The 24392-nt window shown below is 68.5% G+C and carries 24 protein-coding genes, 1 tRNA gene and 1 pseudogene; 18 read left to right on the forward strand and 8 right to left on the reverse strand.

Annotation, left to right across the window (positions count from 1 at the left end):
• Positions 1 to 113 precede the first annotated feature (113 nt).
• Complete coding sequence (locus ACZ7EG_RS08880) at positions 114 to 1373, forward strand: amidohydrolase family protein (protein WP_471074263.1); 1260 nt, start codon at positions 114 to 116, stop codon at positions 1371 to 1373.
• A 199-nt stretch (positions 1374 to 1572) separates the two neighbouring features.
• Positions 1573 to 2229: an NAD(P)H-binding protein gene (locus ACZ7EG_RS08885; protein WP_471074266.1), complete on the forward strand. Its 657-nt coding sequence runs from the start codon at positions 1573 to 1575 to the stop codon at positions 2227 to 2229.
• 45 nt (positions 2230 to 2274) lie between these two features.
• Here ACZ7EG_RS08885 and ACZ7EG_RS08890 read toward each other — a convergent pair whose 3' ends face one another.
• The 4 genes and pseudogenes from ACZ7EG_RS08890 to ACZ7EG_RS08905 form a co-directional block, all read right to left on the reverse strand.
• Positions 2275 to 2487 (reverse strand): hypothetical protein, encoded by a 213-nt coding sequence (locus ACZ7EG_RS08890; protein ID WP_053674492.1) that lies wholly within the window; start codon positions 2485 to 2487, stop codon positions 2275 to 2277.
• A 363-nt stretch (positions 2488 to 2850) separates the two neighbouring features.
• Positions 2851 to 4281: a rifampin monooxygenase gene (gene rox, locus ACZ7EG_RS08895; protein ID WP_471074269.1), complete on the reverse strand. Its 1431-nt coding sequence runs from the start codon at positions 4279 to 4281 to the stop codon at positions 2851 to 2853.
• A gap of 373 nt (positions 4282 to 4654) precedes the next feature.
• Positions 4655 to 5233 (reverse strand): annotated as a pseudogene (locus ACZ7EG_RS08900) (hypothetical protein); the annotation flags it as partial.
• A gap of 626 nt (positions 5234 to 5859) precedes the next feature.
• On the reverse strand, positions 5860 to 6711 hold the full coding sequence (locus tag ACZ7EG_RS08905) for a TRADD-N-associated membrane domain-containing protein (RefSeq protein WP_471074273.1): 852 nt from the start codon (positions 6709 to 6711) through the stop codon (positions 5860 to 5862).
• Between the two features lie 379 nt (positions 6712 to 7090).
• On the opposite strand from ACZ7EG_RS08905, the gene ACZ7EG_RS08910 reads away from it, so the two are divergent.
• Both ACZ7EG_RS08910 and ACZ7EG_RS08915 read left to right on the forward strand, forming a co-directional pair.
• The gene (locus tag ACZ7EG_RS08910) at positions 7091 to 7867 is read left to right on the forward strand and encodes a hypothetical protein (protein WP_471074276.1); all 777 of its coding nucleotides are present in this window, start codon (positions 7091 to 7093) and stop codon (positions 7865 to 7867) included.
• Between the two features lie 218 nt (positions 7868 to 8085).
• Positions 8086 to 9834: a phosphorothioated DNA-binding restriction endonuclease family protein gene (locus ACZ7EG_RS08915; RefSeq protein WP_471074279.1), complete on the forward strand. Its 1749-nt coding sequence runs from the start codon at positions 8086 to 8088 to the stop codon at positions 9832 to 9834.
• Positions 9835 to 10052: 218 nt separating this feature from the next.
• Here ACZ7EG_RS08915 and ACZ7EG_RS08920 read toward each other — a convergent pair whose 3' ends face one another.
• The 3 genes from ACZ7EG_RS08920 to ACZ7EG_RS08930 form a co-directional block, all read right to left on the reverse strand.
• Positions 10053 to 10583 carry a PIN domain-containing protein gene (locus ACZ7EG_RS08920; protein ID WP_471074282.1) on the reverse strand — a complete coding sequence of 177 codons (531 nt, stop codon included), beginning with the start codon at positions 10581 to 10583 and terminating at the stop codon, positions 10053 to 10055.
• Between the two features lie 443 nt (positions 10584 to 11026).
• Entirely contained in the window at positions 11027 to 11659 is a 633-nt protein-coding gene (locus tag ACZ7EG_RS08925; RefSeq protein WP_466405278.1) for a GNAT family N-acetyltransferase, read from the reverse strand.
• Positions 11640 to 12398: a GntR family transcriptional regulator gene (locus tag ACZ7EG_RS08930; RefSeq protein ID WP_466405280.1), complete on the reverse strand. Its 759-nt coding sequence runs from the start codon at positions 12396 to 12398 to the stop codon at positions 11640 to 11642. Before ACZ7EG_RS08930 ends, ACZ7EG_RS08925 begins: the two co-directional genes overlap by 20 nt.
• Positions 12399 to 12872: 474 nt before the next feature.
• On the opposite strand from ACZ7EG_RS08930, the gene ACZ7EG_RS08935 reads away from it, so the two are divergent.
• The 13 genes from ACZ7EG_RS08935 to ACZ7EG_RS08995 all read left to right on the forward strand — a co-directional run bounded on the left by ACZ7EG_RS08935 (position 12873) and on the right by ACZ7EG_RS08995 (position 23364).
• Complete coding sequence (locus ACZ7EG_RS08935) at positions 12873 to 13142, forward strand: DUF6284 family protein (protein ID WP_471074285.1); 270 nt, start codon at positions 12873 to 12875, stop codon at positions 13140 to 13142.
• Positions 13139 to 13483, forward strand: coding sequence for a hypothetical protein (locus ACZ7EG_RS08940; protein ID WP_471074288.1), 345 nt, complete (start codon positions 13139 to 13141; stop codon positions 13481 to 13483). Before ACZ7EG_RS08935 ends, ACZ7EG_RS08940 begins: the two co-directional genes overlap by 4 nt.
• On the forward strand, positions 13480 to 14337 hold the full coding sequence (locus ACZ7EG_RS08945) for a protein spdB (RefSeq protein ID WP_471074291.1): 858 nt from the start codon (positions 13480 to 13482) through the stop codon (positions 14335 to 14337). Before ACZ7EG_RS08940 ends, ACZ7EG_RS08945 begins: the two co-directional genes overlap by 4 nt.
• Positions 14337 to 14672, forward strand: coding sequence for an RRQRL motif-containing zinc-binding protein (locus ACZ7EG_RS08950; RefSeq protein ID WP_466405285.1), 336 nt, complete (start codon positions 14337 to 14339; stop codon positions 14670 to 14672). The genes ACZ7EG_RS08945 and ACZ7EG_RS08950 overlap by 1 nt, the downstream gene beginning before the upstream one ends.
• Positions 14673 to 14753: 81 nt before the next feature.
• Positions 14754 to 16937, forward strand: a complete 2184-nt coding sequence (locus ACZ7EG_RS08955) for a cell division protein FtsK (protein WP_471074294.1) — start codon at positions 14754 to 14756, stop codon at positions 16935 to 16937.
• A 141-nt stretch (positions 16938 to 17078) separates the two neighbouring features.
• Entirely contained in the window at positions 17079 to 17330 is a 252-nt protein-coding gene (locus ACZ7EG_RS08960) for a hypothetical protein (RefSeq protein WP_381102796.1), read from the forward strand.
• Between the two features lie 155 nt (positions 17331 to 17485).
• The gene (locus tag ACZ7EG_RS08965) at positions 17486 to 17680 is read left to right on the forward strand and encodes a hypothetical protein (protein WP_381102794.1); all 195 of its coding nucleotides are present in this window, start codon (positions 17486 to 17488) and stop codon (positions 17678 to 17680) included.
• A gap of 14 nt (positions 17681 to 17694) precedes the next feature.
• Positions 17695 to 18150 carry a hypothetical protein gene (locus tag ACZ7EG_RS08970; protein WP_466405289.1) on the forward strand — a complete coding sequence of 152 codons (456 nt, stop codon included), beginning with the start codon at positions 17695 to 17697 and terminating at the stop codon, positions 18148 to 18150.
• 88 nt (positions 18151 to 18238) lie between these two features.
• Positions 18239 to 18976, forward strand: coding sequence for a class I SAM-dependent methyltransferase (locus ACZ7EG_RS08975; RefSeq protein ID WP_381102790.1), 738 nt, complete (start codon positions 18239 to 18241; stop codon positions 18974 to 18976).
• The gene (locus ACZ7EG_RS08980; RefSeq protein WP_381102788.1) at positions 18973 to 19821 is read left to right on the forward strand and encodes a bifunctional DNA primase/polymerase; all 849 of its coding nucleotides are present in this window, start codon (positions 18973 to 18975) and stop codon (positions 19819 to 19821) included. Before ACZ7EG_RS08975 ends, ACZ7EG_RS08980 begins: the two co-directional genes overlap by 4 nt.
• 2 nt (positions 19822 to 19823) lie before the next feature.
• Complete coding sequence (locus tag ACZ7EG_RS08985; RefSeq protein ID WP_381103329.1) at positions 19824 to 21299, forward strand: ATP-binding protein; 1476 nt, start codon at positions 19824 to 19826, stop codon at positions 21297 to 21299.
• 439 nt (positions 21300 to 21738) lie between these two features.
• A complete protein-coding gene (locus ACZ7EG_RS08990; RefSeq protein WP_381102786.1) occupies positions 21739 to 21927 on the forward strand; it encodes a helix-turn-helix transcriptional regulator in 189 nt (62 codons plus the stop codon).
• A 69-nt stretch (positions 21928 to 21996) separates the two neighbouring features.
• The gene (locus ACZ7EG_RS08995) at positions 21997 to 23364 is read left to right on the forward strand and encodes a tyrosine-type recombinase/integrase (RefSeq protein WP_381102784.1); all 1368 of its coding nucleotides are present in this window, start codon (positions 21997 to 21999) and stop codon (positions 23362 to 23364) included.
• A 164-nt stretch (positions 23365 to 23528) separates the two neighbouring features.
• On the opposite strand, the gene ACZ7EG_RS09000 is transcribed toward ACZ7EG_RS08995, so the two are convergent.
• Positions 23529 to 23610: transfer RNA gene (locus ACZ7EG_RS09000), tRNA-Tyr, on the reverse strand.
• A 220-nt stretch (positions 23611 to 23830) separates the two neighbouring features.
• Between ACZ7EG_RS09000 and ACZ7EG_RS09005 the strand changes: the two genes are divergently transcribed.
• The gene (locus ACZ7EG_RS09005) at positions 23831 to 24319 is read left to right on the forward strand and encodes a YajQ family cyclic di-GMP-binding protein (protein WP_190902023.1); all 489 of its coding nucleotides are present in this window, start codon (positions 23831 to 23833) and stop codon (positions 24317 to 24319) included.
• Positions 24320 to 24392 lie beyond the last annotated feature (73 nt).

A 24392-nucleotide genomic window follows, 5' to 3' on the forward strand; every position in this document is an offset into this window, starting at 1 on the left:
CGCCGGTACGACTATTGCGCTCCTCCCCGCCAGGGGCGTGAGGCCGCCCTAGGCTCGTCTCACTCTGCGTGATCACGCGTCCTCCCGTGCGCAGCCCGAGCCCCTGGAGTGCGATGCCCGACAGCCGGCCGCAGCCACCACCGCCCCCGTCGTCCTCGCCGGGTCCGGCAGACCCGTCGTCGCTGCTGTTGTGCGGGGCGCGGCTCACCGACGGCCGGACCGTGGACGTACGGCTGTGCGGCGGGCGCATCGAGGCGGTCGGCACGGCCGGCAGCTTGGGAGCGGGTGGCACGCGCGCGTGCGGGGCGCGTGTGGACCTCAGCGGCTATCTGCTGCTGCCGGCCCCGGCCGAGCCGCACGCCCACGCCGACACGGCCCTGTCGGCCGACACCGAGGGGCCGGTCTCCCACGAGCCGCAGGACGTGCAGCGCCGGGCGACGGAGGCCGCGCTGCTCCAGCTCGGGCACGGGGCGACGGCGCTGCGGGCACACGTGCGCGTGGGGGACGTCCAGGGCCTCGGCGCGCTGACGGCCGTGCTGCAGGCGCGACGGGCACTGCGAGGGCTTGCGGAGCTGACGACGGTGGCGATGCCCCGGGTGCTGACCGGGGTGGCCGGCGCGGACGGGCTGGCGATGCTGCGGGACGCGGTGAAGATGGGCGCCTCGGTGGTGGGCGGCCGGCCGGACCTCGACCCGGATCCGGCGGGGTACGTGGAGGCGGTCCTGGAGGTGGCCTCCGAACACGGCTGTCCCGTCGATCTGCACACGGACGCCGGGGACCCGGCCCGGTTGGCCCGGCTCGCCGCCATGGCGGGCGGACTGCGTCCCGGGGTGACCCTCAGCCCGTGCGGCGACCTCGGCCGGCTGCCCTCCGAGGTGGCCTCGCGGACGGCCGACCAACTCGCGGCGGCCGGGGTGGCCGTGGCGTGCCTGCCGCAGGGCGGTTGCGGCGGTGTCGACCGGCGCGGGGCGGCTCCGGTACGGCTGTTGCGCGCGGCCGGGGTGCGAGTGGCCGCCGGAAGCGGGGCGCTGCGGGACGTGTCCAACCCGGTGGGACGCGGAGACCCCCTGGAGGCGGCCTTCCTGCTGGCCTCGCGCTACGGGTTGCCGCCCGAGGAGGCGTACGACGCGGTGAGCTCCTCGGCGCGGGCGGTGCTGGGGCTGCCGGAGGTGCGGGTGGAGGCGGGGTTCCCGGCCGAGCTGCTCGCGGTGCGCGGGGAACGGCTCGCGGGGGTGCTGTCCCTGGCGTACAGCCGGATCGTCGTGCACCAGGGGCGCGTGGTGGCGCGGACCAGCGCGGTGCGCGAGTACTGCAGTTCGGCGGCCTCGGCCGAACTGGGGCTGCCGCGGCAAGGGCGGGGCGGGGTGCCGTAGGCCTGCTGCGGGGCGAGCCAGGTGCCGCAAGCCCGCGGCGGGGCGAGGCGCCGTAGGCCTGCGGCGGGACGAGCTGCCGCAAACCCGCGGCCGGGCGAGGTGCCGCAACCCCGCGGCGGGGCGAGGTGTCGCAAGCCTGCGGTGGGGCGCGGCCCAAGTCGTGCGGCGGAGGGTGCTGTCGAGGCGTACGGTCGAAGGCATGCGCATTGTCATCGCTGGTGGTCATGGTCAGATCGCGTTGCGGCTGGAGCGGCTGCTCGCCGCGCGCGGGGACGAAGTCGCGGGGATCATCCGGAAGGCCGAACAGGCCGAGGACCTACGGCAGGCCGGTGCCGAGCCGGTCGTGCTCGACCTGGAGTCGGCGTCCGTCGACGAGGTCGCGGAGCGGCTCAGGGGCGCCGACGCCGCGGTCTTCGCCGCGGGCGCGGGGCCGGGCAGCGGGGCGGCCCGCAAGGAAACGGTGGACAAGGCCGCGGCGATCCTCTTCGCGGACGCGGCGGTGAGGGCGGGCGTGCGGCGCTTCGTGGTCGTGTCGTCCATGGGCGCCGACCCGCGCCACCAGGGTGATGAGATCTTCGACGTGTATCTGCGGGCCAAGGGCGAGGCGGACGCGTACGTGCGTGGGCTCGACGCCCTGGACTGGACGATCCTGCGCCCCGGCCAGCTCACCGACGACGCCGGCACCGGTGCCGTACGGCTGGAGGCGCGCACGGGCCGTGGTCCGATCCCGCGCGACGACGTGGCCGCCGTGCTGGCGGAGCTGGTGGACACCTCGGCGACGGCCGGGCTGACTCTGGAGCTGATCAGCGGACCGGTACCGGTGTCCGTGGCGGTGAAGTCGGTGGCCGGGAACTGAGGTGCGCGGCCGGCGACTCGCCAGGTCCTAGAACCTCGTCAGGTCCTAGAACAGGGGCAGTTGGCCGGGGAAGTCCGGGACCGTGTAACCGTCCAGGGACGGCTGTTCCGGGCCGGGGCGTGCCTGGCGGCGGGAGCCCGGGCACGAGGTGAGTTCGCCGTGCTCGCGGGCGCCGGGCGGGTCGTGGCGTGCGTACCGCCCGGCGACGACGGCGATCTCGCGGCGGCACTCGGGGCAGAGTCTGCGGCGGGAGGACATGGGGCCAGTGTGCCGCGCGGGTAGGACAGTCATGGACAGTCATGCCCCTCCCCTGCGCCGACGGTCCTCTTTTCACGTGGCCCCCGGTCACCCAGGTCATCCCGCAGCTCCTGCAGTTGCCTGAGGCGCCGGCTACCCGCCCCGGGCGACGTCGCTGACCGTCCCGGGCGCCGGTGTGGACGACCACGACATCGAACTGGCCCACGTCGGCGGCGAGTAGGCCGCCCGGGGCATGCGAGGGGGGGGCGGGCCGGTAAGGGCCGGGGCGGGCCGGTAAGGGCCGGGGCGGGCCGGTGAGGGCCGGGGCGGGTGGGCACCCCGGCCCGCCCGCACGCCTCACCCCACCGGCCGCACGGAGCCACTTCAGCCGGTTGCCGATCCGAACCACCTCGGCAGCCGGTCGAGCAGGTCCTGCTGGTCGTCGCCGACCCATGCCACGTGTCCATCCGGTCGCAGCAGCACCGCGGGCACGTCGAGTTCCTCGCTGACGTCGACGACGTGGCCGACCCGGTCCGACCAGCCCGCCACCGACAGCCGGCCGCCGGTCTGGTCGAGCAGCAGCCCTCGGCCGTCACGCATCCGCTCGTAGAGGCGGCCCCGCTGCAACCCCACGTCCCGCAGCCTCCGGCCGAGCAGTTCGTGGTCCCCGCCGCAGTCGTAGCGGACGGCGATCGCGGTGACCTTCTCGATCAGGAGCCGGTTCACCTCCTCGAAGTCCATCAGCTCCGCCAGGAGCCGTCGCACGGCCTGCGGCCCCGGCTCGGGCGCCAGCAAGTGCATCTGTGCGCGAGTGTTGTCCAGCACTGCGGCGGCAACCGGATGACGTTCGGTGTGGTAGCTGTCCAGCAGCCCCTGCGGTGCCCAGCCGCGCAGTTCGGCGGCCAGTTTCCAGCCGAGGTTGAAGGCGTCCTGGAGGCCGAGGTTGAGCCCCTGCCCACCGGTCGGCGGGTGGACGTGCGCGGCGTCGCCGGCCAGCAGGACCCGGCCCGTGCGGTAGCGCTCGGCCTGCCGGGTGGCGTCGCCGAAACGGGAGAGCCAGCGCGGGGAGTGCACACCGAGGTCGGTGCCGGCGAACTTGTGCAGCTGCTGCCTGAACTCGTCGAAGGTCGGCGGGGCCGTGCGGTCCTCGGCCACACCGTCGGCGGGCACGATGACGCGGTGGACCCCGTCTCTGATCGGCATCGCGCCGAACCGGAAGTGGGTCTTGCGGACTTCGGCCGTCACGGTCGCCAGTTCCTCCGGCGACGCGGCCACCTCCATCTCGCCCAGCAGCGTCTCGACCCTGGAGGGTTCGCCGGGAAAACCGACGCCGAGCAGCTTGCGCACCGTGCTGCGGCCGCCGTCGCACCCGACGAGGTAGCGGGAGCGCAGCCGCGTGCCGTCGGCCAGCTCGGCGGACACACCGTCGTCGTCCTGGCTGAGCCCGACCAGTTCGCAGCCGCGCCGGATCTCGGCGCCGAGCTCGGCCGCGTGCTCGGCTAGCAGGCGGTCGGTGACGGGCTGCGGGATGCCGAGGACGTACCCGTGCGCGGTGTCCATCCGGCCGGGTGCAGGCTTGGCGAGTCCGGCGAAGAAGCCGCCGAGCGGGTGCTTGCTGCCCTCGGCGAGGAAGCGCTCCAGCAGGCCGCGTTGGTCGAGCATCTCGATGCTGCGCACATGGAGGCCGAGCGCGCGAACGTACGGAGCCGGCTCCGCCTCCTTCTCCAGCACGAGCACACGCACGCCGTGCAGCCGCAGCTCCCCGGCCAGCATCAGCCCGGTCGGACCACCGCCGGCAATGACCACATCGATCAAGACAGACCCCAAATTTCGCCCGTTTCCGACTTCAGGCCGAAGATTGTGCGGGACAACAGGGGCCTTGCCGCAAGACCCCCCATGCGCTATACGTTGAGAGTGGCAAGGATCAGGTGACTCCTTGCCTTTCCCATATGCGCCAACACCCTCTTTTTTCTCTACGGAACGGCAGGTCAGAGGCCTTCATATTGGCCGCCGCACACGGCCGTTGACGTGAGGAAACTTGATTGAAGGAACATTGATCTGAGGGAGCGAGGAAAGCCCCCTCTCATCTGCATCTCCGCAGACGAGAGTGGGCTTTCCCGGTGTTACGACGCGAATAGCCGGGCCGGGGAAGGCAGAACGCGAGATCCCGGCCTGGTCGCCTAAGGCGTCAGCGCACGTCGACGTAATCCGCCGCGCTGGTGGCAACGCCGGTCGTGGAGTTGCCGTAGTACACCCAGCGGAAGGAGCCGTCGACCGAGGCGGTGACCGTGGTCTTCAGTCCCCCGGTACTGCTGGTGGTGGCCTTCTTGAGCGTCTTGTAGCTGTCGGTGCCCTTGGCGCGGAACTGGAGGCCGGCCGTACGGCTGTAGGCGTCGTACTTCTTCGTGCTCCAGTTGGCACGGGTCAGCTTGCCCGTGACGGTGATCGTCTTGCCCTTGGTGACCGGCTCCGGCGAGGCGTTGGTGGTGACCTTGGCCGCGCGCTTCAGCTGGGTGGTCGTGGACCGCGTCTGCAGTTCCCCGGTCTTGAGGCCGCCGTCGGCCTTCCACAGCTTCAGCGAGACCCCGACCTTCCAGGTCGTGGCGTCACTGTTGGAGTCGACGTGTTCCTGGCTCGGGTGCGGGTCGATGTAGAGGTCGCCCTCACAGCGAGCGTGCTTGGAGTCGATCTCGAAGCAGGTGTAGCTGCCCGGCTGGATGAAGTTCTCGCCCGAGTCGGCAGCCGTCTTGATGCTGCCGCGGTACACCTCTTCAGAAGGGTGCCGTTACGAGAGGCGGCAGCCTGTCTGACGCGTTCATGCCCTCCGGCCCGGTGAGGTGGAGTGATCATGCTCACCCCGGGGGACAGCCGGGGGCGGGGGCGGGAGCGGGGCGGCGACCAGGAGCGTACGACGAGGTGGGCGGTGCCGACCGTAGACAGCGAAAACCCCCTCCGGCCAGGTGAACAACCTGATCAGAGGGGGTCTTCCCCAGTGTGGCGGCGCCAGGATTCGAACCTGGGAAGGCTGAGCCGGCAGATTTACAGTCCGTGCGGCGAAGCGCCTACCACCTGCAGGTTTGCCTTGCCCCAACATCGGAGCCCCACAACTGCCCCATTGCCCACTGACTCACCGCGGGCGGTAGCGCCGCCAGCTCCCTGAGCAGGGCGGAACGGCGCTCTGGCAAGTCCTCGCTCACCTGGGCAGAAGGAGCGTTGGAAGTCCGTGGGCGGAGTTCGTGCCGGGTGCCAGGCGCGGTGAGTTGGTTGTAGGGCCCCATGGAGGCTTGAGCCATGGCGGATCTACTCCTGCGGGTCACCGCCCGCGCGACGCTAGCCTGGGCCATCGAGCGGGCCCGCGGTGCGGTAGGCATAGGCAGCAGGCGGCGTAGGAAGCTATGGCTGACCGGGCAGCAGGTCTTGCAACTGTCGCGCCAGTCCAGTCGCTTCCAGGGCAGGGTTAGGTCCAGGGCCGGCTGCGATCGTTTGGACCAGCATGGCGACGACCTCAGCCCGTTTCTCGTCCGACAGGCCGGTGTCGGCCAGCAGCCGTTCTGCCGCAAGATAGCGGGAAAACTCCAGCGGTTGATCGAAGTACGCCTTTAGGTGGTCAGCCGCAGACTGCTGAGATTTCACGAATGTCTTGCTGATGAACCCGGCTAGCGCTGCCGAGACCGCCCCTAGGCCGCCCGTAACAATCGCGCCGGTAGCACTGCTCACGTTCAAGGCCAAAACGACGAATAGCACCAATAGTGTAAAGCCGACTCCCATGGAGATCTGCGCGCTCACGAACGATCGTCGCGCCTGGTTCGTGGCAATCTCATGGTAGAGATCCAGTCGGCGATGCGTCAGCGACCACAATTGAGCCAGTGCCAGATCCCGGCGGTCGTGTTGTGTCTCTGGCTCTTCCCTGGGCGCCGGGAGACCCCTGGGGGCTGTGAGTGCTGATCCGGAGCGAGCGGCCAAAGCGCCTTCCACCCCGCGCTCGGCCTCGCGAACACGCTCACGACCGGCATCGATGGCGCGGTCGGCCTCGCGTGCTTGCCTCCATGTGATCCAGCTGGTGGACACCGCAGCCGTGGCGGCAGCTGCTACACCCAACCAGGCTGCCGCCGAACTACTCTCCAGCGAGGTGGCCCGGTTGACGACCCACGCAATCCCTGCGGCCGCGGCTACGCCACCCGCGATACCCAACCAGCGACCCGGCGACTGTGATGACGATGTACTCTCCGGCGGCTCATTACCCATAGCTGACCAGCATGGTCATCCGATGGCAACAGCGCCACATATACCGCAGATTTGGGAGACATCTGGCAGGGGCTTATGCGTTCGATTCTCATAGGTGGGCTGCAGCACTCAGGACTGGCGGTAGCCGGGGTGCCACCAGGTGGGTCGACCCTGGAAATCAGAACTGCGCGGCGTCCAAAACCGCAGTCACGATCTCAGGATCGCCGTTGTATGTGGGGGCCTGATGCATCAGTTCGCTAGCGGTGCCACTCCACGCGCGCCGATCCGGGTCCGACGCGGCAGGGGGCCCGGATGAGAGCTCTACCTTTAGGCCCGGACCTGGTAAGCAGTTCCCGTCTCTGCGGCGCCGGTTGTCAGACCCGGCCCGTAGGTTGGAGCCATGACGACGGGACACTCCGCCGAAGGCGCGGCCGAGCCTCCAACCTCACTCACGGCGCAACTCCTCCACGAGTGCCTTCAAAGCGCTGGAAACACCTACGCGCCTGGCGAGTTGGCCTACCTGGCGCTCACCTCGCAGATAGAGAACCCAATCCGGGACCGAGTTGCGTATCAACTGCACCTACGCCTGCAAAGAACGCGGCGGCTGGATGCCGGGCGGGAGTGGACAGGGGTAGACGCCGAGAGAGAAGACGGAACCCTCGCAGGCCGGCGGCTGGACCTGGCGATCGTGGAACGGCGGGGCCGCCGATCTCGGCGCTACCCCCCGCCCGTACACGGTGTGGCGGAGTTCAAAGCGGTCCGTACCTCTCACGCGCAGACAGCCGGCGACGTGAACGGCGTCTACAAGCTGGTGACGGACGACATCATCAAGTGCGTATCGGCAGGTGGTGCGGTACTGCCCGCCATCCACTCAGTAGTACTGCTTCCCCACGCACAGATCGTGAGGCGAACGGTCGCTGAGCACGTCATTAAAGGCGGATGGAAGCTGATGTGGACCGGGCAACGCTTCCAGGCTGACGCAGCACGAAAGAGAGCCGTGGACGGAGTGGCCGCTCGCCTCGCCCCACTCGGGCCCGTACAAACCGGGATGATTGACGGCGGCGAGGCGCTCGGCATGCGCGTCACGCTGCCCTACGTGATCCTCGGCCCAGTCGAGTTCGAGACCGTCGACGCCCTGGTCAACAAATGGGACCTGCCCGCCATAACATCGGTCTGATTCCAGCGTTCATTCAGAGTGGTGGACGGAAGCGGGTCTGATCAAGCGGATCGGCGGCCTCGGATTGACGGGCGCCACGGTTGCCCTCCAGCAGCGCGTACGACGGATCCGGTGACAAGCCCCCCGGAACGGGTCGGTTACGGGAACCGTCAGTCCACCCACCCAAGGGCATGGCAAGATCGTTCCCACAAAGCGATGGCGTCAGGGGGAGGCTCTCAGTGGGAAGCCATCTGCGTGTCGGTGAAGTGCTGCGGTCCGCCCAGAATCGGGATCCCTCCACACCGGTCATCGATGGGTACCGGAACATCCACCACGTCACGTCTTCTCGCACCATTGCTCAGATCCAGTTGAGCAAGGGCATCAACCCTGTCGCCAAAGTGAGGGCGCCGGGCGGGCGGCGGCGTCCTGCGATTCTGATCCGGTCCAGCCCGTGGAAGGCCGGCACGGCTGAGACTCCTTGGCATGACGTGTTCGACCTGGACAACGGTCACGTGCGCTACTTCGGCGATCACCGAGTCGACCACACCGTCCCCGTGGGAAGCACCCAGGGCAATGCGGTGCTGCTGGAAGCCTTCGCAGAGCACCAGGCACCCACCCCCGAGCAGCGTGCCCTGGCCGTGCCGTTGCTCTTGTTCGCAGCGGTCACGCGCAACAAGACCCCCAAGGGGTACGTCGAGTTCTGCGGTGTGGCGGTCATCGAGCGGGTTGAGCAGATAGAGCAGGAGACCAAGGGACGGCCCTTCCCCAACTATCGCTATGACCTGGTTGTCCTGGATCTGAGCGCAGAAGACGATCAGGTCGACTGGGCGTGGGTCGAAGCCCGAGGCAATCCTTCGCTCTCTGCCAGCGACGCGCTCGAGCTCGCTCCGCGTGCCTGGCGCCAATGGGTGACGCACGGCCATCCGGCACTGCCTGAAGTACGACGGCAGACCGTCCGCTCTGAAGGGGACCCGACTTCTCGTCCTCACTCGGCCGAGGACAGCTACGAAATGGCAGGGCTGTTTCCCGCACCTCGCCAACCAAACAGCAAAGGCACAGTCTCCTTCGGCCCGGCCGAGCAACAGGAGGAACTGACCGCGACCGCCCTCGTGGACAGGCTGAGGAACCTCCAAGTCCATCGGTTGAACGGCCGCCCGAGCAGGCACAAGCCCTTGTCACTGCTGTGGGGGATCTCTCGGATCGCCGCAGGGAAGCCCCGTCTCGCACCCTGGCGGGAGTTCCGCGACGAGGTGGGAGGCCTACTGGCCGAGTTCGGACTTCCCGAGTCCTCCGTGACCCCTGAGTATCCGTTCTGGCGCTTGAAGACGAGCCACCTGTGGCACGTCACAGGCCTCCCGTCGGATTCATCCGTCGAGCCCTCTACCGCAACGCTCGAACGGTTCAACCCCAGGGCCGGCCTGAACGGGCAAGCCGCGCACCTGCTGGGTGATTCCTTCGTGCGCTCTCAGGCAGTTGCTGTCCTACGGGAGACCTACCTCGCTGATGTCGACCACGCCGAGCTGATGGACCGGTTGGGACTGGCCGGCTACGAGAACGCAAGCGGAGTCCCCGACGGCGGGGAGGAACGAGAGATGGAACCAGGCCCGGCCTCAAGGCGCACGGTCACCCTCTCCCGCATCGTCCGTGATCCTGAGCTGACGGCCACAGTGAAGAGACTGCACGGCGACCGCTGCCAGGTCTGCGGTCTGCAGTTGTCGACCCGATTCACTACCTACAGCGAAGCAGCCCACATCCGCGGCCTCGGTCGCCCCCACAACGGCCCGGACAAGCTATCCAACCTGCTCGTCCTCTGCCCCAATCACCACGTGCAGTTCGACGCACTTGCCATCTACGTCGACACCGAGGACACCGTGCACGTGACCGCCGACGGCACCCCCATAGGCCAGCTCCGCCGGCATCCCGCCCACCAAATCAACGAAGCACACCTCCGGTACCACCGCGCACTATGTGGCAGGGACGACGAGTAACCGCACGAGCCTGCTGGCCTTTTCAGACGGCCCGCAGGCGACGACGCAGCAGCTTTACAGCGGGACGGTTTCGAGTGCTGCGACCTGCTGCTTCCTTGCCTGAGGTGGCTTTCGGGGGACACCTGGGGGAATCACGGCCTCCGGCGCCGCCGCGACGGCTTCGCATCGTGCCGGTCTTGCCCCCCTGCATGCCAGCATCCCGAGACGGCCTCACGCAGCTAGTGGGTAGGCGGCCTGGTCGGGGCAGGCGCCCGATGGATCGCAAATCGCCAGCCGGTATTCCGGTATCCCTTGCTTTCGCGCGACTCACGCCGTTTTGCGCCTTGATCTTCAGAAAAGGTCAAATCGTAAAAGGGGCCTTGACTCACGACCTCAGAGACATCGCACTCTTTGGCGAATTGCGCAAGGAGCTCATCCATGGTCCGCAGGTCGAGTCGCTTATTGCGAGCAGTAGCCAGTATCAGCATGTCGTTAAGACTATTACGAAAATCGGCTTTTAAATTCACCCCCTTGCTCACCATCTCCTTGAGCAAGGAAAACCCGATCGACACGCAGTCGGAATCTACTGGAATACACTCCACTCGGCAATCGGCAAGGAATTCGAAGTTCTCAATTAGCTTCTTTCGCTCACTCTTCGAGAGGTGGGTTATGGACTCGGCATAAATGCCCCGGTTAGCCGTGTTGATCAGATGAGAAATACCTACGTGACCATACTCGACCACGGACGGGTATTCATTGTTGAAGTCCATCACCACCCTGTCCGTGGCCTTCTTAAACAGGGGTCTGTTACTGGGTCGATTGCGCCCGTGGATGCTCCGGCCCGCAAGATAGTTCGCCCTCCGGTCAGGTGATACGCCTTGCGGGGGTGGCGTGAAATAGCGAGCACCACCCGTTGCCTTATCGCGAACACGCAAGAGCTCTTGAGCGACTGTCGAAGTGATAGCAAAATCCGACGGTAGGGGTTCCCCCAAGCGCCCCTTAATGGCATACGAGACGACCTGGGTGTCAAGAATTACCCGCACGCAAACCCCCTTCGAGCCGACTAGCGGCGACGTCCTTGCTTCTACTTGGCGACGATCACAGAGACGAGATTCCCAAACAAGGCAAAAGAAGCAGTCAGCGACACTTTCCCAGACTCCATGGATACGCAGAAAACGCGAGATCCTATGGGAGTTGCTAGGTACGTTCAGCTTCAGTTGGTCATGTCTTCCCTAAACACGTCCATTCTCTGATGGGGCAGATCAGGAAGTTCTGCTACGTCCCCATGAGAGCCAACTCGCAAGGGATCATTTGGCAACGCCAATTCACCGGCCCGCCGTTGAGCGAGCCACCCCGAACGCCTGTGGGAGGGCGCCTCAGTGCGCACGTGTTGGAACCCCAGCCTTTCGTAGTAGGCGTGCAGGCCGGTGTTCGTTCGCCATGTGTCGATGCGGACCCAAGTGCGCCCTTCCAGTGCTGCGAGGCGTGACATCCAGTCGATGACACGCGTTCCAAGGCTCCTACCCGCAGCCTGGCGCGAGACCATCAATTTGTAGAGGTAGAGCGCGGATTCGGGACGGTCGGCGTCATTCCAGAAGTCACGGTCGACGGGCCCGCGGCTGACCGTCGCGAGCACCTCATCACGCTCGTCGACCACGACCCACGCGCGCCCCTCATCTATGCTGGCGCGCCATTTCGCGATGGCCTTTTCGCCGGTCTCAGGGTCGCTCCACTGGTCCGTGCCTTTGGTGCGTAGCCACTCTTCTGCCTCTGTCCGGAGAGCCAAGAGGGCGGGTACGTCCTCCGCCGCCGCAGGGCGGAGGTACTCAGTCAGTGCTGACTTCATAGAGGATCTTGTGCCTGTCTCCCGGGAGGATGGTGACCATGCAGCGTAGGGGGCGATCGTCCGCGTCGTAGCCCGTTCGGGTGTGTTCTGCGACTGGAGTAGCTGTGGGTAGGCCAAGTTGCTCCGCTTCCTGGTGGGTCGGCATACGAACTGAGATTTCATCCACGTACTTGGCTTGCACGAGTCCCACGGACGCGAGGATGCCGCCGGGCGCGGAGACGTCCCGGGGCTCCATCAGGGGTGTACCGACCACGAGTTGCTGAGGAAAGTACGAATCGGCAAGGGCATAGGGCCGGTTGTCTATGTACCGAACACGCTTGCGCGCCACGGCAAGGCCGTCTTCGGGGAGCTGTAGACGTTCCCGGACGTGCGGCGGGGGCTCCACGATGGACACCGTGATGTCCTGGCGTGGAGCGTTGCCGTTCTCCGCGATCACGCTTGCCCACTGGTCGCCGGCCGTCCGCCCCTCAACCGCGTTCGCGTGGCGACTCCGGCTCTCCAGCGTCGTCCAGTTCCAGACGACTGGCGGGTAGTCCTCGCGGACATACTTGCCCTGCCCCTGGCCGGTGACGACCAGGCCTTCCTCAATCAAGAGGCGCACACCGGCGCGGATGGTCTCGCGGCTGTAGCCGTACTGATCCATCATCTTGGATTCGCTGGGCAGGGCCTCACCGGCCGTCAGCCTGCCGGACTGGATCTGTTCGCGCAGGTCATAGGCGATTTCCTGCGACTTCGTCATACCGCGTCGTACTGCCAAGGCAACCCCTCTGCTCTAACTCCTCCGTACAAGTTAGACCAGGGGGCTTGACTCTCCAAGCTCAACTCGTGCAAGGTCTTGCCAAGGCACTCCTCCAGACAAGCCGGACGGGGTGTCACGTACGGCTCTGCCGTACATGCATGGTGCCCGGAGGAAAGCCCAGCTCAGGCGGGGTGAGTACAAAGTGAGCGCTCGTGGCTTGAGAACTCAACAGCGTGCCTGGGAGGCCGTCCCTCCCCTGCCAGCAAGAGGACGGACGCGTGCGGATTACGCCCGTACGCACCAGCACGAACCAACCTCCGCAGCCCTTTGCTGCGGCCGGCTGCCTCCGCTGCTCGTCTCGTACGAGCAGCGCTGAGGGGAGCCGGATGTTCCGACTTCAACGGCGCGCGGCCCCGGTGCTGGAACACCGGGGCCGCTGTTCGGGCCGTTCCTGGCTGAGAGGAACCAGACCCAATGGACCACATCGTTACTGTTCAGGACGCTGTTACCGCGTTCGCCGACTTCATGGAGCCGACGGACGCTGAGCTGGACGCGATCGAGCAGGAGATGCCCATCATCCTGGCGGACGTCGACCTGTTGGACGCGCACATCACCACCCTGGACCGCACCCCGAGCGAGCTGGACGAGCGGCGTATCCGCCGGGCCCGGCGCCGGGCGCTTGCCGCGCGGGTCGCGCTGGTCAACCGCGCGGCCGGTACGAGCCTGTCCGGGGGTGCGGCATGACGCTGGACGACCTCACGGTCCCCCTGCGTGCGCTGCGGCTGCTGGCCGTGGACTTCCCGCACCTGCCCGTCCCCGACGTGGATGTCTCCCCGATCTTCCCGGAGTGGTTGCGGCTGTCCTTCCACGACACCTCGGGCGAGAGCCTCGCCGCGTTCGAGCAGTGGCGCACTGCCCTGCGGATCGCCCCGAAAGCGGTCGACTCCCACACCCAGAGCGCGGGCCGCACCCGCGTCCTGAAGGCCGAAGCGCAGTTCGCTGGCGCGGGCATCGTCCTGACCGCGTATGCCGATCAGCCGGACGCCGACGGTGCCCTTGCGGGCCAGGCGGGAGGTGCCCGGTGAGGGCCAAGACCGTGCTTCCGGCTGTCGCGATGACGGCCGTGTCGATGGTGCTCACCCTCGCGGTGGTCATGATGTGGCTGGGTGCGGCGGTGCCTTGGCCGGTCGCTCTGGTCGTCGGTCTCGGTATCGACGGTGGATGGCTGGCCACCCTCGCCTACGAACGCCGCCTCGCCGCGCAAGGTGACCACAACCGTGCCGTAACGGCGGTCGGTTGGTCCTTCGGCATACTCGCCGCCGGCGTCTTGGTCGCGCACGCCCTGACCGCTGAGAACTCCGCCGGCGCCTGGCTCGCTGTCGCGTGGCTGCCCATCGCCGCCAAGGCCCTGTGGCTGGTCCACAGCCTGTGGGAGCGCACAGCGCTCACCCCGCTCGCGCTGGACGCGATCCGGGGAATCCAGCAGGAGGCGCGCGACGAAGCGGCCGTGGCCCGCGCCCGGCTGCGCGCCGAAGCGGCCACCGAGGAGACCCGACTGGCGGCCGTGACGGAAGCCGGGGCCCGCGTCGCACGCGTCCAGGCACGGACCGCGCAGAGGCTCGCGGGGGCGTGGTCGACACTGGAGACCGCCCGCAAGGGCGAGGAGACCGGCAGGGCTCTGACCAGCGTGACGACCCCCGTCACGCCCGGCGTCACACCCCGCTGGGAACTCCCCGTATGGGGCCCCACCGACCCGGTACCGGCGCTGGAGACGGGGGCGCCCGCGCTGTCGGATGACGCGCTGGACACGCTCGTTCACGACATCCGGCACAGCCAGACGCCGCCCCTGTCGTACCGCGACATGGCCGCCCGCTTCCGGGCCGCCGGCTACTCCGCCTCTGAGGTCCGTCTTCGGGCCGCGTGGAAGCGCGTCGCCTGATGGCTGCGCTGCCGGTCTACCGGTGGCGCCTGGCCCCGGACGGCTACGCCACCCGCCGCCAACTGCGCGCCCGTGGCCTGCGGCCCGGGGGCCAGGACGTGGCCGCGCAACTCGAACGGCCGCGCCGCCGCCGTGGCCCACTGGTCGCCTACCTGTACCGCGTCGACCTGGCCAAGCCGGTGAGGCCGATGACCCCGGCCCGGTGGGCGGCGCTCGCCAAGGCCAACGCCGCCCGCCGCACCTGCCCGGCCTGCCGGCGTGACGCTGGCTACGTCATCCCGGCGTCGCTCGGCATGTGCGCGCCGTGCGCCTACCTCGAGCAGTACGCCGCCTGAACTCCCGGCGGGGCCCGTCCGCTCACCTCCTACAGCGACGGACCGGGCCCCGCCTTCCCTCTGCGAGAGAAGGAACTTTCAGTGAAGCATCCCGACGACGACCACGAACTGTTCAACCGCCTGGAAGCCGAAATGGCCGCCGACCAGGCCGCCGATGTGGTCGACCTGGACAAGGCCCGCGCCGCCCGCGAACCGGCCCCTACCGCCCCCGCTCCTGAGCCGGGGCCGGCGGACCCGGACACGCCGGTCATGGTCGATCAGCCCGCCCCCGCGGCTACCGGTCCCGGCTACCTCGGTCGACTCGCCGGCGCCCGCCGCCGCGCGGTCGTACCGGTCTGGCTCAAGTCCCTGGCTGAGCTGCGCACCGCCACCGGATGGGTGGCCCGCCACTACACCCACGCCGCCGGCTACCACGCGCTCCGGGCCCCGATCTACGCCGCCCGCCTCGCGTTCCAGGCCCCGGCCGGCGCCGCGAAGGTCGTCGGGGGCACGATGCGGTGGGTGGCGGACAGGGAAGGCGAACCGGTCCGGCTCGCGGCGGTACGGCGTGAGGACGCTGCCGAGTACCTGAAGCTGTCGCGGCAGCGTGACGGACGGGTCCGGCTGCGAACCCTGGTCGCCGCACTTGCGATGTTCACCGGTCTCGGCCTGGCGCTCGCCATCTACGTGCTGGCCCCCGACTGGCTGCAAGCCGTCTCCGTCGGCGCGGTCGTCCTCGCCCTGGGCGCCGCCGGCCGCAAGGCGGACGCCCCGGTCGTGCACCGGGCCGTGGAACTCCCGAAGGCGACCAAGCTGACCAGTGACATCGTGCTGCGGGCACTGGGGGCATTGGGGATTCCCGCGATCAATCAAGCGCAGGGCAAGGGCCGGGACGGGTTCGAGTTCACCGCCCCCATCACCCGCGACGGGCCCGGCTGGCGCGCAGAGGGCAACCTGCCCTACGGCGTGACCGTGACGGACATCATCGAGCGTCGCGAGCGGCTCGCTTCCGGTCTGCGTCGCCCGCTGGGGTGTGTGTGGCCCGAAGCGGTCCCCGACGAGCACACCGGGCACCTGGTGCTGTGGGTCGGGGATCAGGACATGTCCCGTGCCTCTCAGCCGGCGTGGCCGCTGCTGAAGTCCGGCACCGTGGATCTGTTCAAGCCGGTCGCCTACGGCACCGACCAGCGCGGCCGGTGGACCGAAGTCACGCTCATGTACATCGCGGGCGTCATCGGCGCCATCCCGCGCATGGGCAAGACGTTCCTGCTGCGTCTGCTGCTGCTCATCGCGGCCCTCGATCCGCGCGCTGAGCTGCACACCTACGACATGAAAGGCACCGGCGACCTCGATCCGGTGGGCAACGCGGTGGGCTACCGGCACGCCGCCGGCGACGACGACGAACCCGTCCAGTACGCGCTGGACGACTTCCGGGCCCTGCGCGAGGAACTGCGCCGGCGCACGAAGGTGATCCGCTCCCTGCCCCGGGACATCTGCCCCGAGTCCAAGGTGACCAGCGCTCTTGCTGACAAGCGGTCGTTGGGTCTGCATCCGATCGTGGTCGGGGTGGATGAGTGCCAGGTGCTGTTCGAGCACCCCGAGCACGGCAAGGAGTTCGAGGAGATCATCACCGACCTGGTCAAGCGCGGCCCCGCGACCGGCATCGTGGTCCTGTTGGCCACGCAGCGCCCCGACGCCAAGTCGCTGCCCACGGGCATCTCTGCGAACGCGTCGGCCCGATGGTGTCTGAAGGTGATGGGCCAGTTGGAGAACGACATGGTGCTGGGCACCTCCGCGTACAAGCGCGGGGTGCGGGCGACCATGTTCGCCTGGGGAGACAAGGGCATCCACTACTTCGTGGGTGAAGGCTCCGACGCCCGTATCGTCCGCTCCGTCTACGTCGACGCCGGCGGCGCCGAAGCCATCGCCGCCCGCGCCCGCCGCGTCCGCGAGAAGGCCGGACTGCTCGCCGGGCACGCCCTCGGAGAGGCACCGGAGCCGACGATGGCCGCCTATGACCTGCTGGCGGACATCCTCGCGGTCGTCCCGGCCAAGGAAGCCAAGGCATGGTCGGAAACCATCGTGACCCGGCTCGCAGACCTGCGCCCCGAGGTCTACGACGGATGGGACCCCGACGCGCTCGCCGCCGCACTCAAGCCGCACGGCATCGCCACGATCCAGGTCGGGCGCCGGGTCAACGGCAAGGTCGTCAACCGGCGCGGTGTCGACCGCTCCCACATCACCACCGCGATAGCGGAGCGTGACGGAAAGCGCGACGCAGGCTGACACTCCGGAGCCGCTAACGATAGCGGCAACCCCCGCTAACGTTAGCGGCCCCGCTAGCGCCCCAAACCGCCTCTGATCAGGCCGCTAGCGGATAGCGGCCCACCTGCGCAAACCCCAAAAACCTGCCTGGGAGGGCCCTTCATGACCCCTGCCCTGCTCGCTATCGCCTGCCTACTCGCCGTCACCCTCGGTTACGGCGGGATGTGTGCGGTGTCGCCGTTCGGCGACTGCCGCCGCTGCCGTGGCATGGGCCACGCGCTCAAGACAGACCGCAAGGGCCGCATCAAGCGCGGCAAGGACTGCCGCCGCTGCCACGCCACCGGCAAGCGCATCCGGACCGGCCGCTGGCTCTACAACCGCTGGGCGCGCATCTACCGCGCCGGCACGGACTGAGCATGCGACCGGCGACCGCCCGTCATGAGACGGACCCCGCTCCGAGAAGGAGCTAGGCGGGCGCGGTCGCCGGTCAGACGCCCCAAGCTTGCGAGCACCCGGGGCGCCTGAAGCGTATCCACCCATCCGCCTCACCCGGAAGCGAGTTCTTCCCGATGATCCTCGACATCTCCGCCGTGCTGCTGTTCGGCGCCGCCTCCGTCTTCGCCGTCAAGACCAAGTCCGCCGGCGGCGGCGCCGCCCTCGTGCTGTTCCTCTTCGGGTTCTTCGCCGCCGGCACCGGCGCCTACGAGCCCATCCACAACCTCGTACAGGCATCCGCCGACGCCCTGTCCGCCCTCGACAACTGAAAGGAGACCCAGCCGTGAACGAACCCACCACCCACCAGACCACGCCCCTCGTGGTCCACCAACCCACCCCGATCACACCCGCCGCCGTCCACGCGGCGCCGGTCCTCCCCGCCCAGCCGGGCACTATCCCGGCCGTGGCGAGCGTCGTCCTGCCGGACGGCCGCGTCGTCACCGGCTACGCCGTTTCACCGACTCAGCCCGAACCGGTTACCGCTAAGCCGGCCGTGTCCCGCACGGCGGTGAACGTCGCCCTCGGGGGCGTCGGATTCCTCGCCGTGTGCGGCGGTCTGCTGCTGCTCACCTCGTTCATCGCCGCCCTGACCGCGTTCATCGGCCAGCTCATCATCCTCGCCGCCGTCATCTTCGGCGGATGGATCGCTGTCCAGGTGTTCAGCGCGAGCGGCCACCACGGCGGGACCACGGTCAACATCCGCAAGGCCGTGATCAAGCGCAACCACTTCCACAGCTAGCTACGCCAAGGGCGGCCCCTGTTCTCGCCAAAGTCCGGGGCCGCCCTTGTCCAACCGTCCTCAACAGATCTGTTGGAGGTCTCCCAGCATGACGCAAGCGACCCCTATCCGGCGAGTGCCGGACCCCTTCCGCCCCTTCCGGGTGCTGGACGCCTACGCGTGCATCGGCGGCGCCACCAAGGGCATCAAGCGCGCGATCCCCGGCGTGCACGTCACCGGCGTCGATATCCAGGCACAGCCGGACTACTGCGGCGACGTCTTCCACCAGGGCGACGCGATCGAGTTCATCCGCGCGCACGGCCACGAGTTCGACTTCATCCACGCCTCCCCGCCCTGCCAGGGCGAGGGCGCCCCGACCAAGGGCACCAACCGGGCCCGGAACGCGGCCATCGGCCGGACCTACCCCCGGCTGATCGCACCGACCCGGTCCGCGCTGGAGGCCACGGGGCGGCCGTACGTGATGGAGAACGTGGCCGGCTCCGAGGTCCGCAAAGACCTGCGCCTGTGCGGTGAGATGTTCGGCCTGGACGTGATCATGCATCGCTACTTCGAGTTGGGCGGCTGGTCGGTCCCGCAGCCGGCACACCCCCGCCACCGTGGCTACGTGCGCGGCTGGCGCCACGGCGTCTACCGCGAGGGTCCGTACGTCGCCGCGTACGGCCAGGGCGGTGGTAAGGCGACCGTGCAGGAGATCCGCACCGCCAAGGGCATCGACTGGTCTACCGATCACCTCCGACTGCGGGAGGCGCTCCCTCCCGCCTACACCGAGTGGATCGCACGCGCCTGGCTCGCCACCCTCGCCCCCGCCCTGTGGGTGGCGGCATGAGCGGGACGCCCAACCCTCAGCACACCGCGCTGCACCTCGCGGGCGCGGGCGTGCCCGTCTTGCCCTTACGCCGGGGAAAGGTGCCGTTCGCCAACTGCCCCGCCTGTGCGGACAACGCGTGCGGCGGCCGGCCGAACATGAAGACCGCCGGGCCCTGCCGGTGCCCCGGCGTCTGCCACGCCTGGGCCGCCGCCACCATCGACGCGGCCGTCCTCGCCTCCCCGGCCTGGACGGCCGTATGGCGGCGGGCCGTCGCCGTCGCCTACCACCCCGGCGGCGCCGGGCTGACCGTGGTCGACCTCGACAACGCCGACGCCATCACCTGGGCCCGCACCGCACTGCCCGCGACGCGGACCGTAGCGACGACGCGCGGTGAGCACTGGATCTACCGGGGCACGATGACCTCGCGCAACAAGGTGCGTCCCGGTGTCGACATCAAGTCGACCATGTCCTACGCCCGCTACCTCGGCCCCGGCACCGGCACCATGACCGCCCTGCCCGACGCCGTCCGGGCGCTGGCCGTGAAACAGCCGCCCGCCGTTCGGCCGACGCCCCGTTCCGTCTCGATGCCCGCACGGTCCGGCGGCGGGCGGTGCCCGCACCGCACGCCCGTCTTCCTGGAACGCGGGATCGCCATGGCGGAGCAGCGCATCACCGAAGCCCGCAGCTCCATCCACGCCACCGTCTATGCGACGTTCCTGGCCGTGTTGTCCCGGCACGGCCGCTGTGGCTGCCTCACCGACACCCACGTCGCCCGCCTGTTCACCGCCGCGCAGACCAAGGGCGAAACCGCCCGGCACTGCACGGACGCCTGGAACAACGCCCGCACCACGTTGGGACTGTGACCGTGTCTGACGACGAGAAGAACCCCGCCCGCAAGGTCATCACCGACTACGCCCAGTCCCACTTCCGGTACTTCCGCACCGTGGACGGGACCGTCTACGCCCAGCGCACCGGCCACCCCGTGGCCCGTCCGATCCGCTCCCAGGGCACAACCGGGAGCCACCGCCAGGAACTCATGGTCGGCCTCTTCCGTGACGGGGTCGGCGTCTTCAACGGAACTGCCCTCAAGGAGGCGTTGGACTTGATCGAGGCACTCGCCCTCACCGAGCAGGTACAGCCCACCCACATCCGCGTGGCCCCCGGATTCGACGGAGCCACCTGGCTCGACCTCGGCCGCGACGACGGCCGGTCCGTCCGCATCCACCCCACCGGCTGGGACATCCGCGTCCCCGATCCCGAGGAGGTGTGCTGGCGGCGCACCCAGCTCACCGGGGAACTGCCCCAGCCGGTCAAGGACACCAACGGCAAAGGCATCGACCTTCTGATGCGGCTGTGCAACTTCGCCGACGCCAAGACCGAGGCCCTGGCCATCGCGTGGCTCATCGGCTGCCTGGAACCGTCCGTGCCCGTCCCCGCCCCGTTCCTCACCGGCCCGCAGGGCGCCGGCAAGTCCACCGGCGGGCGGATGCTCGTGCGGATCATCGAGGGCATGACCGGCGACCTGCGCCGGGCACCCAAGGACGAAGAGAACATGATCACGGCGGTCGCGGCCGGATGGATTACCGCCCTGGACAACCTCTCCCACCTGCCCCCGGACCTGTCCGACCTCATGTGCTGCGTCATCACCGGCGCCGAGAGCATCAAGCGCGCGCTGTTCACCGACGGCGACGTCGTCCGCTCCCGCTACCGCCGCCCGATGCTGCTGACCGGTATCGACGTCGGCGTGATCCGCCCCGACCTGGCCGAACGGCTCCTCACCCTGCGCCTGGAACGCCCCCGGGTGCGGCGCACCGAAGCGGAGCTGTGGGCGGAGTACGCCGAGATCCTGCCCGTCGTCCTCGGCTCGCTGCTCGACCTAACCGTGAAGGTTCGCGCGGTGCAGGCCGAGACCCCGACTGATCTGCGGATGGCGGACTTCGCGCACCTGTGCGCGCAGCTCGACGCGGCCACTGGCTTCGGGACCCTGGAGGCATACCGGGCCAGCCTGGACGACCTCAACGACGACGTGATCGAAGGTGACCTGCTGGCGCAGACGGTCCTCAAGTACGCCGGCGAACTCACCCCGGGTGAAGACGTGCGGATGACGTCGGCCGAGTGGCTGCACGCCCTGACCGCCCTCTACAGCGGCGAGGAATGCCGCCCCCTGCCCAAGGGCTGGCCCACCACCGGCAAGGTGCTCTCCGACCGGCTCAGGCGCATCCAGCCCACCCTTGCCGCGCGCGGCGTCCTGGTCGACTGGGGCCGCACCAGCGCCGCCCGCTACATCGAACTCGGCCGCCAGGCTCCGCCCCCGCCGCCGGAGCAGCAGGCCGCGTTCTGACCGCACGCCGGGCTGGCGGACAAGCAAGAGGAGCACGCCTCGACGGGGGTGCTCCTCTTGCCGTTTGGCGGCGACAGCCGCCCTGCACAGGTCGCGCCGCGAAGCGGCTCGTTCTTCAAGCCCTGAGACGTAAGACCCACAGACACCACCCCTTTCTTTTTCCTAAGTAGGGAAGATCTGCGTCACTGCGTCACCACCGGCCCGACAGACGGCCACTCACCTGCGGCAACGGTGGTGACGCAGACGGCGAATCCTGCGTCATCCCGCGTCATCAACGTCACCCCGTGACGAGCGCCCGTGTCATCGGTGACGCAGGGCCCGCACCACTGCGTCACCGGAACCCGCAGGTCAAAAGCCTGATTGACGCAGGTGACGCGATGACGCAGAAATTCCCGCTTCGGACAGCACAGCCCAACTGACAGCAGCCGAAGGAGCAGCAATGGCCCGCCCCAAGATGCTCAAGCTCCCCGAAGTCCTCACCGAGATCGGCATGAGCCGCGCCGCCTTCTACCGCATGCGCGCCCGTGGACAGGCTCCACGACTCGTGAAGCTGCCCAACGGTCACTTGCGGGTCCGCCGCACTGACCTGGATGACTGGCTCAGCCGTCTGGACTCCCCCGCCTACTGATCGCACCGACAGACCAACCCACCCACGGGGCCCGGTTCCTACCGGGCCCCGTTCGCAGGAAGGCCCTCGATGGGGAAGACGTACGACGTTCGTATTTGGTCCGTTCGGCAGCGAAAGGACCGTGGACAGACCTCCGCTGAACTGCGCTGGAAGACGGGTGATACTCCGCACTCCCAGACGTTCCGCACCAAGACGCTGGCCGATGGCCGACGCGCTGAGTTGCTGCGGGCGGCACATGCCGGCGAGCCGTTCGACGAGTCCACCGGGGTGCCGCTGTCTGAGCTGCGACAGCGCAACGATGTGAGCTGGTACGAGCACGCCCGCGAATACATCGAGATGAAGTGGCAGCACTCCCCCGGCTCAACTCGCCGGACGCTCGCGGAAGCCATGGCCACCGTGACGCCGGCTCTCGTCAAGGACACCAAGGGCATGGCCGACGCCACGATGGTTCGGACGGCTCTCTATAGCTGGGCATTCAACGTGAGTCGCCGCGACCAGGACCCGCCCGACGAGGTGGCCGCCGTGCTGGCATGGTTTGAGCGGAAGTCCCTGCCCACGTCCGCGCTGGCCGACCGCATGCAGGTACGCGCCGCCCTGGATGCCTTGACCAAGAAACTGGACGGCACCACGGCGGCGGCGTCGACCATCCGCCGGAAGCGGGCCATCTTTCACAACGCCCTCGGCTACGCCGTTGACGCCGGACGCCTAACGGACAACCCCCTGCCACAGGTGCAGTGGAAGTCCCCGGAGCAGGTAGCGGAGGAACTGGACCCCGCCTCAGTGCCGGACCCGCGGCAGGCTCTCGCCCTGCTCGATGCCGTGCGTACGCAGAGCCCCCGCGGGCGGCGCCTGGTCGCGTTCTTCGGCTGCATGTACTACGCGGCGGCACGGCCGGCGGAAGTCATCGGCCTCCGTCTCCAGGACTGCGACCTGCCCCGCCGAGGGTGGGGCACTCTGCGACTCCGGGAAACCCGCCCGCGCTCAGGGTCGGCCTGGACGGACAGCGGGGAGGCGCACGACCGGCGAGGGCTCAAGCACCGGCCCCGGAAAGCAGTGCGCACCGTTCCGATCCCGCCCGACCTCGTGAACCTGCTCCGGTGGCACGTCACCGCGTACGGCGTTGCCCCCGACGGGCGGCTGTTCCGGACGCAACGCGGCGGACTCATCCAGGACACCGGATACGGCGAAGTCTGGGCGGAAGCCCGTGCGCGTGCTCTCACGCCCGCTCAGTGCGCGTCGTTGCTGGCGAAGCGTCCATATGATCTTCGCCACGCCGCCGTGTCCACGTGGCTCAGTTCCGGTGTGGAGCCGCAGGAGGTAGCAGCGCGCGCCGGCCACAGTGTGGCCGTGCTGTTCCGTGTGTACGCGAAATGCCTGGATGGCGGCGCCGCCACAGCCAACGCCCGGATCGAGCGGGCACTGAAGAACGGCAGCTAGGACGCCCGGAAGCTGCCCCACGCCTGCCCCACACGCACTGGTCAGCACCCGAATCAGGGTGAGACACACTGGGAAAAAGCACCCATAACGATCAGGGTGGACCCGTGAACGCCGAAAGGGTCTGCGATCAGCATTGAGGCTGGTCGCAGACCCTTTCGGTCTTGTGGCGGCGCCAGGATTCGAACCTGGGAAGGCTGAGCCGGCAGATTTACAGTCTGCTCCCTTTGGCCGCTCGGGCACACCGCCGGGGTTGCTGCCCTTCGAGCCGCTCTTCCGCGGCGCTCCGTGGCAACGACGTAAACAATACCTGATGCCGAGGGGTGCTTCGCCACCCGATTGATCAGCGCTCGGAAGGCCGGGGGTGGCTAGGCTTGTCCGGATGCGGCCCGGGACCTGAACGGGCCCTGCGACCGCCCACACACGCCGGTACGCACGATACGCACCCCGATACAAGGAGCCACAGGACATGGCCGACTCCAGTTTCGACATCGTCTCGAAGGTCGAGCGGCAGGAGGTCGACAACGCACTCAACCAGGCCGCCAAGGAGATCTCGCAGCGCTACGACTTCAAGGGCGTGGGTGCCTCGATCTCGTGGTCCGGTGAGCAGATCCTCATGGAGGCGAACTCCGAGGACCGGGTGAAGGCGATCCTCGACGTCTTCCAGTCCAAGCTGATCAAGCGGGGCATCTCGCTGAAGGCTCTGGAGGCCGGCGAGCCCCAGCTCTCCGGCAAGGAGTACAAGATCTTCTCGTCGATCAAGGAGGGCATCTCCCAGGAGAACGCGAAGAAGGTGGCGAAGATCATCCGCGACGAGGGCCCCAAGGGCGTGAAGGCGCAGGTGCAGGGCGAAGAGCTGCGGGTCAGCTCCAAGAACCGTGACGATCTGCAGGCCGTCATCGCCCTGTTGAAGGGCAAGGACTTCGACTTCGCCCTGCAGTTCGTGAACTACCGGTAGGTCAGGCCCTCCGGGCTCGCGCCCGCACGGACACCAGAAGGGTGGGCACTGCCGGTGCTCCACCCTTCTCGTC

The sequence above is a fragment of the Streptomyces sp. NPDC037100 genome, from assembly GCF_055606225.1.

What these genes read in the sequence shown, in the direction of transcription:
- ACZ7EG_RS08880 (WP_471074263.1), top strand. Translation starts at nt 114, where the DNA reads ATGCCCGACAGCCGGCCGCAGCCACCACCGCCCCCGTCGTCCTCGCCG.
- ACZ7EG_RS08885 (WP_471074266.1), top strand. Translation starts at nt 1,573, where the DNA reads ATGCGCATTGTCATCGCTGGTGGTCATGGTCAGATCGCGTTGCGGCTG.
- ACZ7EG_RS08890 (WP_053674492.1), bottom strand. Translation starts at nt 2,487, where the DNA reads ATGTCCTCCCGCCGCAGACTCTGCCCCGAGTGCCGCCGCGAGATCGCC.
- ACZ7EG_RS08905 (WP_471074273.1), bottom strand. Translation starts at nt 6,711, where the DNA reads ATGGGTAATGAGCCGCCGGAGAGTACATCGTCATCACAGTCGCCGGGT.
- ACZ7EG_RS08910 (WP_471074276.1), top strand. Translation starts at nt 7,091, where the DNA reads ATGACGACGGGACACTCCGCCGAAGGCGCGGCCGAGCCTCCAACCTCA.
- ACZ7EG_RS08920 (WP_471074282.1), bottom strand. Translation starts at nt 10,583, where the DNA reads ATGGACTTCAACAATGAATACCCGTCCGTGGTCGAGTATGGTCACGTA.
- ACZ7EG_RS08925 (WP_466405278.1), bottom strand. Translation starts at nt 11,659, where the DNA reads ATGAAGTCAGCACTGACTGAGTACCTCCGCCCTGCGGCGGCGGAGGAC.
- ACZ7EG_RS08930 (WP_466405280.1), bottom strand. Translation starts at nt 12,398, where the DNA reads ATGACGAAGTCGCAGGAAATCGCCTATGACCTGCGCGAACAGATCCAG.
- ACZ7EG_RS08935 (WP_471074285.1), top strand. Translation starts at nt 12,873, where the DNA reads ATGGACCACATCGTTACTGTTCAGGACGCTGTTACCGCGTTCGCCGAC.
- ACZ7EG_RS08940 (WP_471074288.1), top strand. Translation starts at nt 13,139, where the DNA reads ATGACGCTGGACGACCTCACGGTCCCCCTGCGTGCGCTGCGGCTGCTG.
- ACZ7EG_RS08950 (WP_466405285.1), top strand. Translation starts at nt 14,337, where the DNA reads ATGGCTGCGCTGCCGGTCTACCGGTGGCGCCTGGCCCCGGACGGCTAC.
- ACZ7EG_RS08960 (WP_381102796.1), top strand. Translation starts at nt 17,079, where the DNA reads ATGACCCCTGCCCTGCTCGCTATCGCCTGCCTACTCGCCGTCACCCTC.
- ACZ7EG_RS08965 (WP_381102794.1), top strand. Translation starts at nt 17,486, where the DNA reads ATGATCCTCGACATCTCCGCCGTGCTGCTGTTCGGCGCCGCCTCCGTC.
- ACZ7EG_RS08975 (WP_381102790.1), top strand. Translation starts at nt 18,239, where the DNA reads ATGACGCAAGCGACCCCTATCCGGCGAGTGCCGGACCCCTTCCGCCCC.
- ACZ7EG_RS08980 (WP_381102788.1), top strand. Translation starts at nt 18,973, where the DNA reads ATGAGCGGGACGCCCAACCCTCAGCACACCGCGCTGCACCTCGCGGGC.
- ACZ7EG_RS08990 (WP_381102786.1), top strand. Translation starts at nt 21,739, where the DNA reads ATGGCCCGCCCCAAGATGCTCAAGCTCCCCGAAGTCCTCACCGAGATC.
- ACZ7EG_RS08995 (WP_381102784.1), top strand. Translation starts at nt 21,997, where the DNA reads ATGGGGAAGACGTACGACGTTCGTATTTGGTCCGTTCGGCAGCGAAAG.
- ACZ7EG_RS09005 (WP_190902023.1), top strand. Translation starts at nt 23,831, where the DNA reads ATGGCCGACTCCAGTTTCGACATCGTCTCGAAGGTCGAGCGGCAGGAG.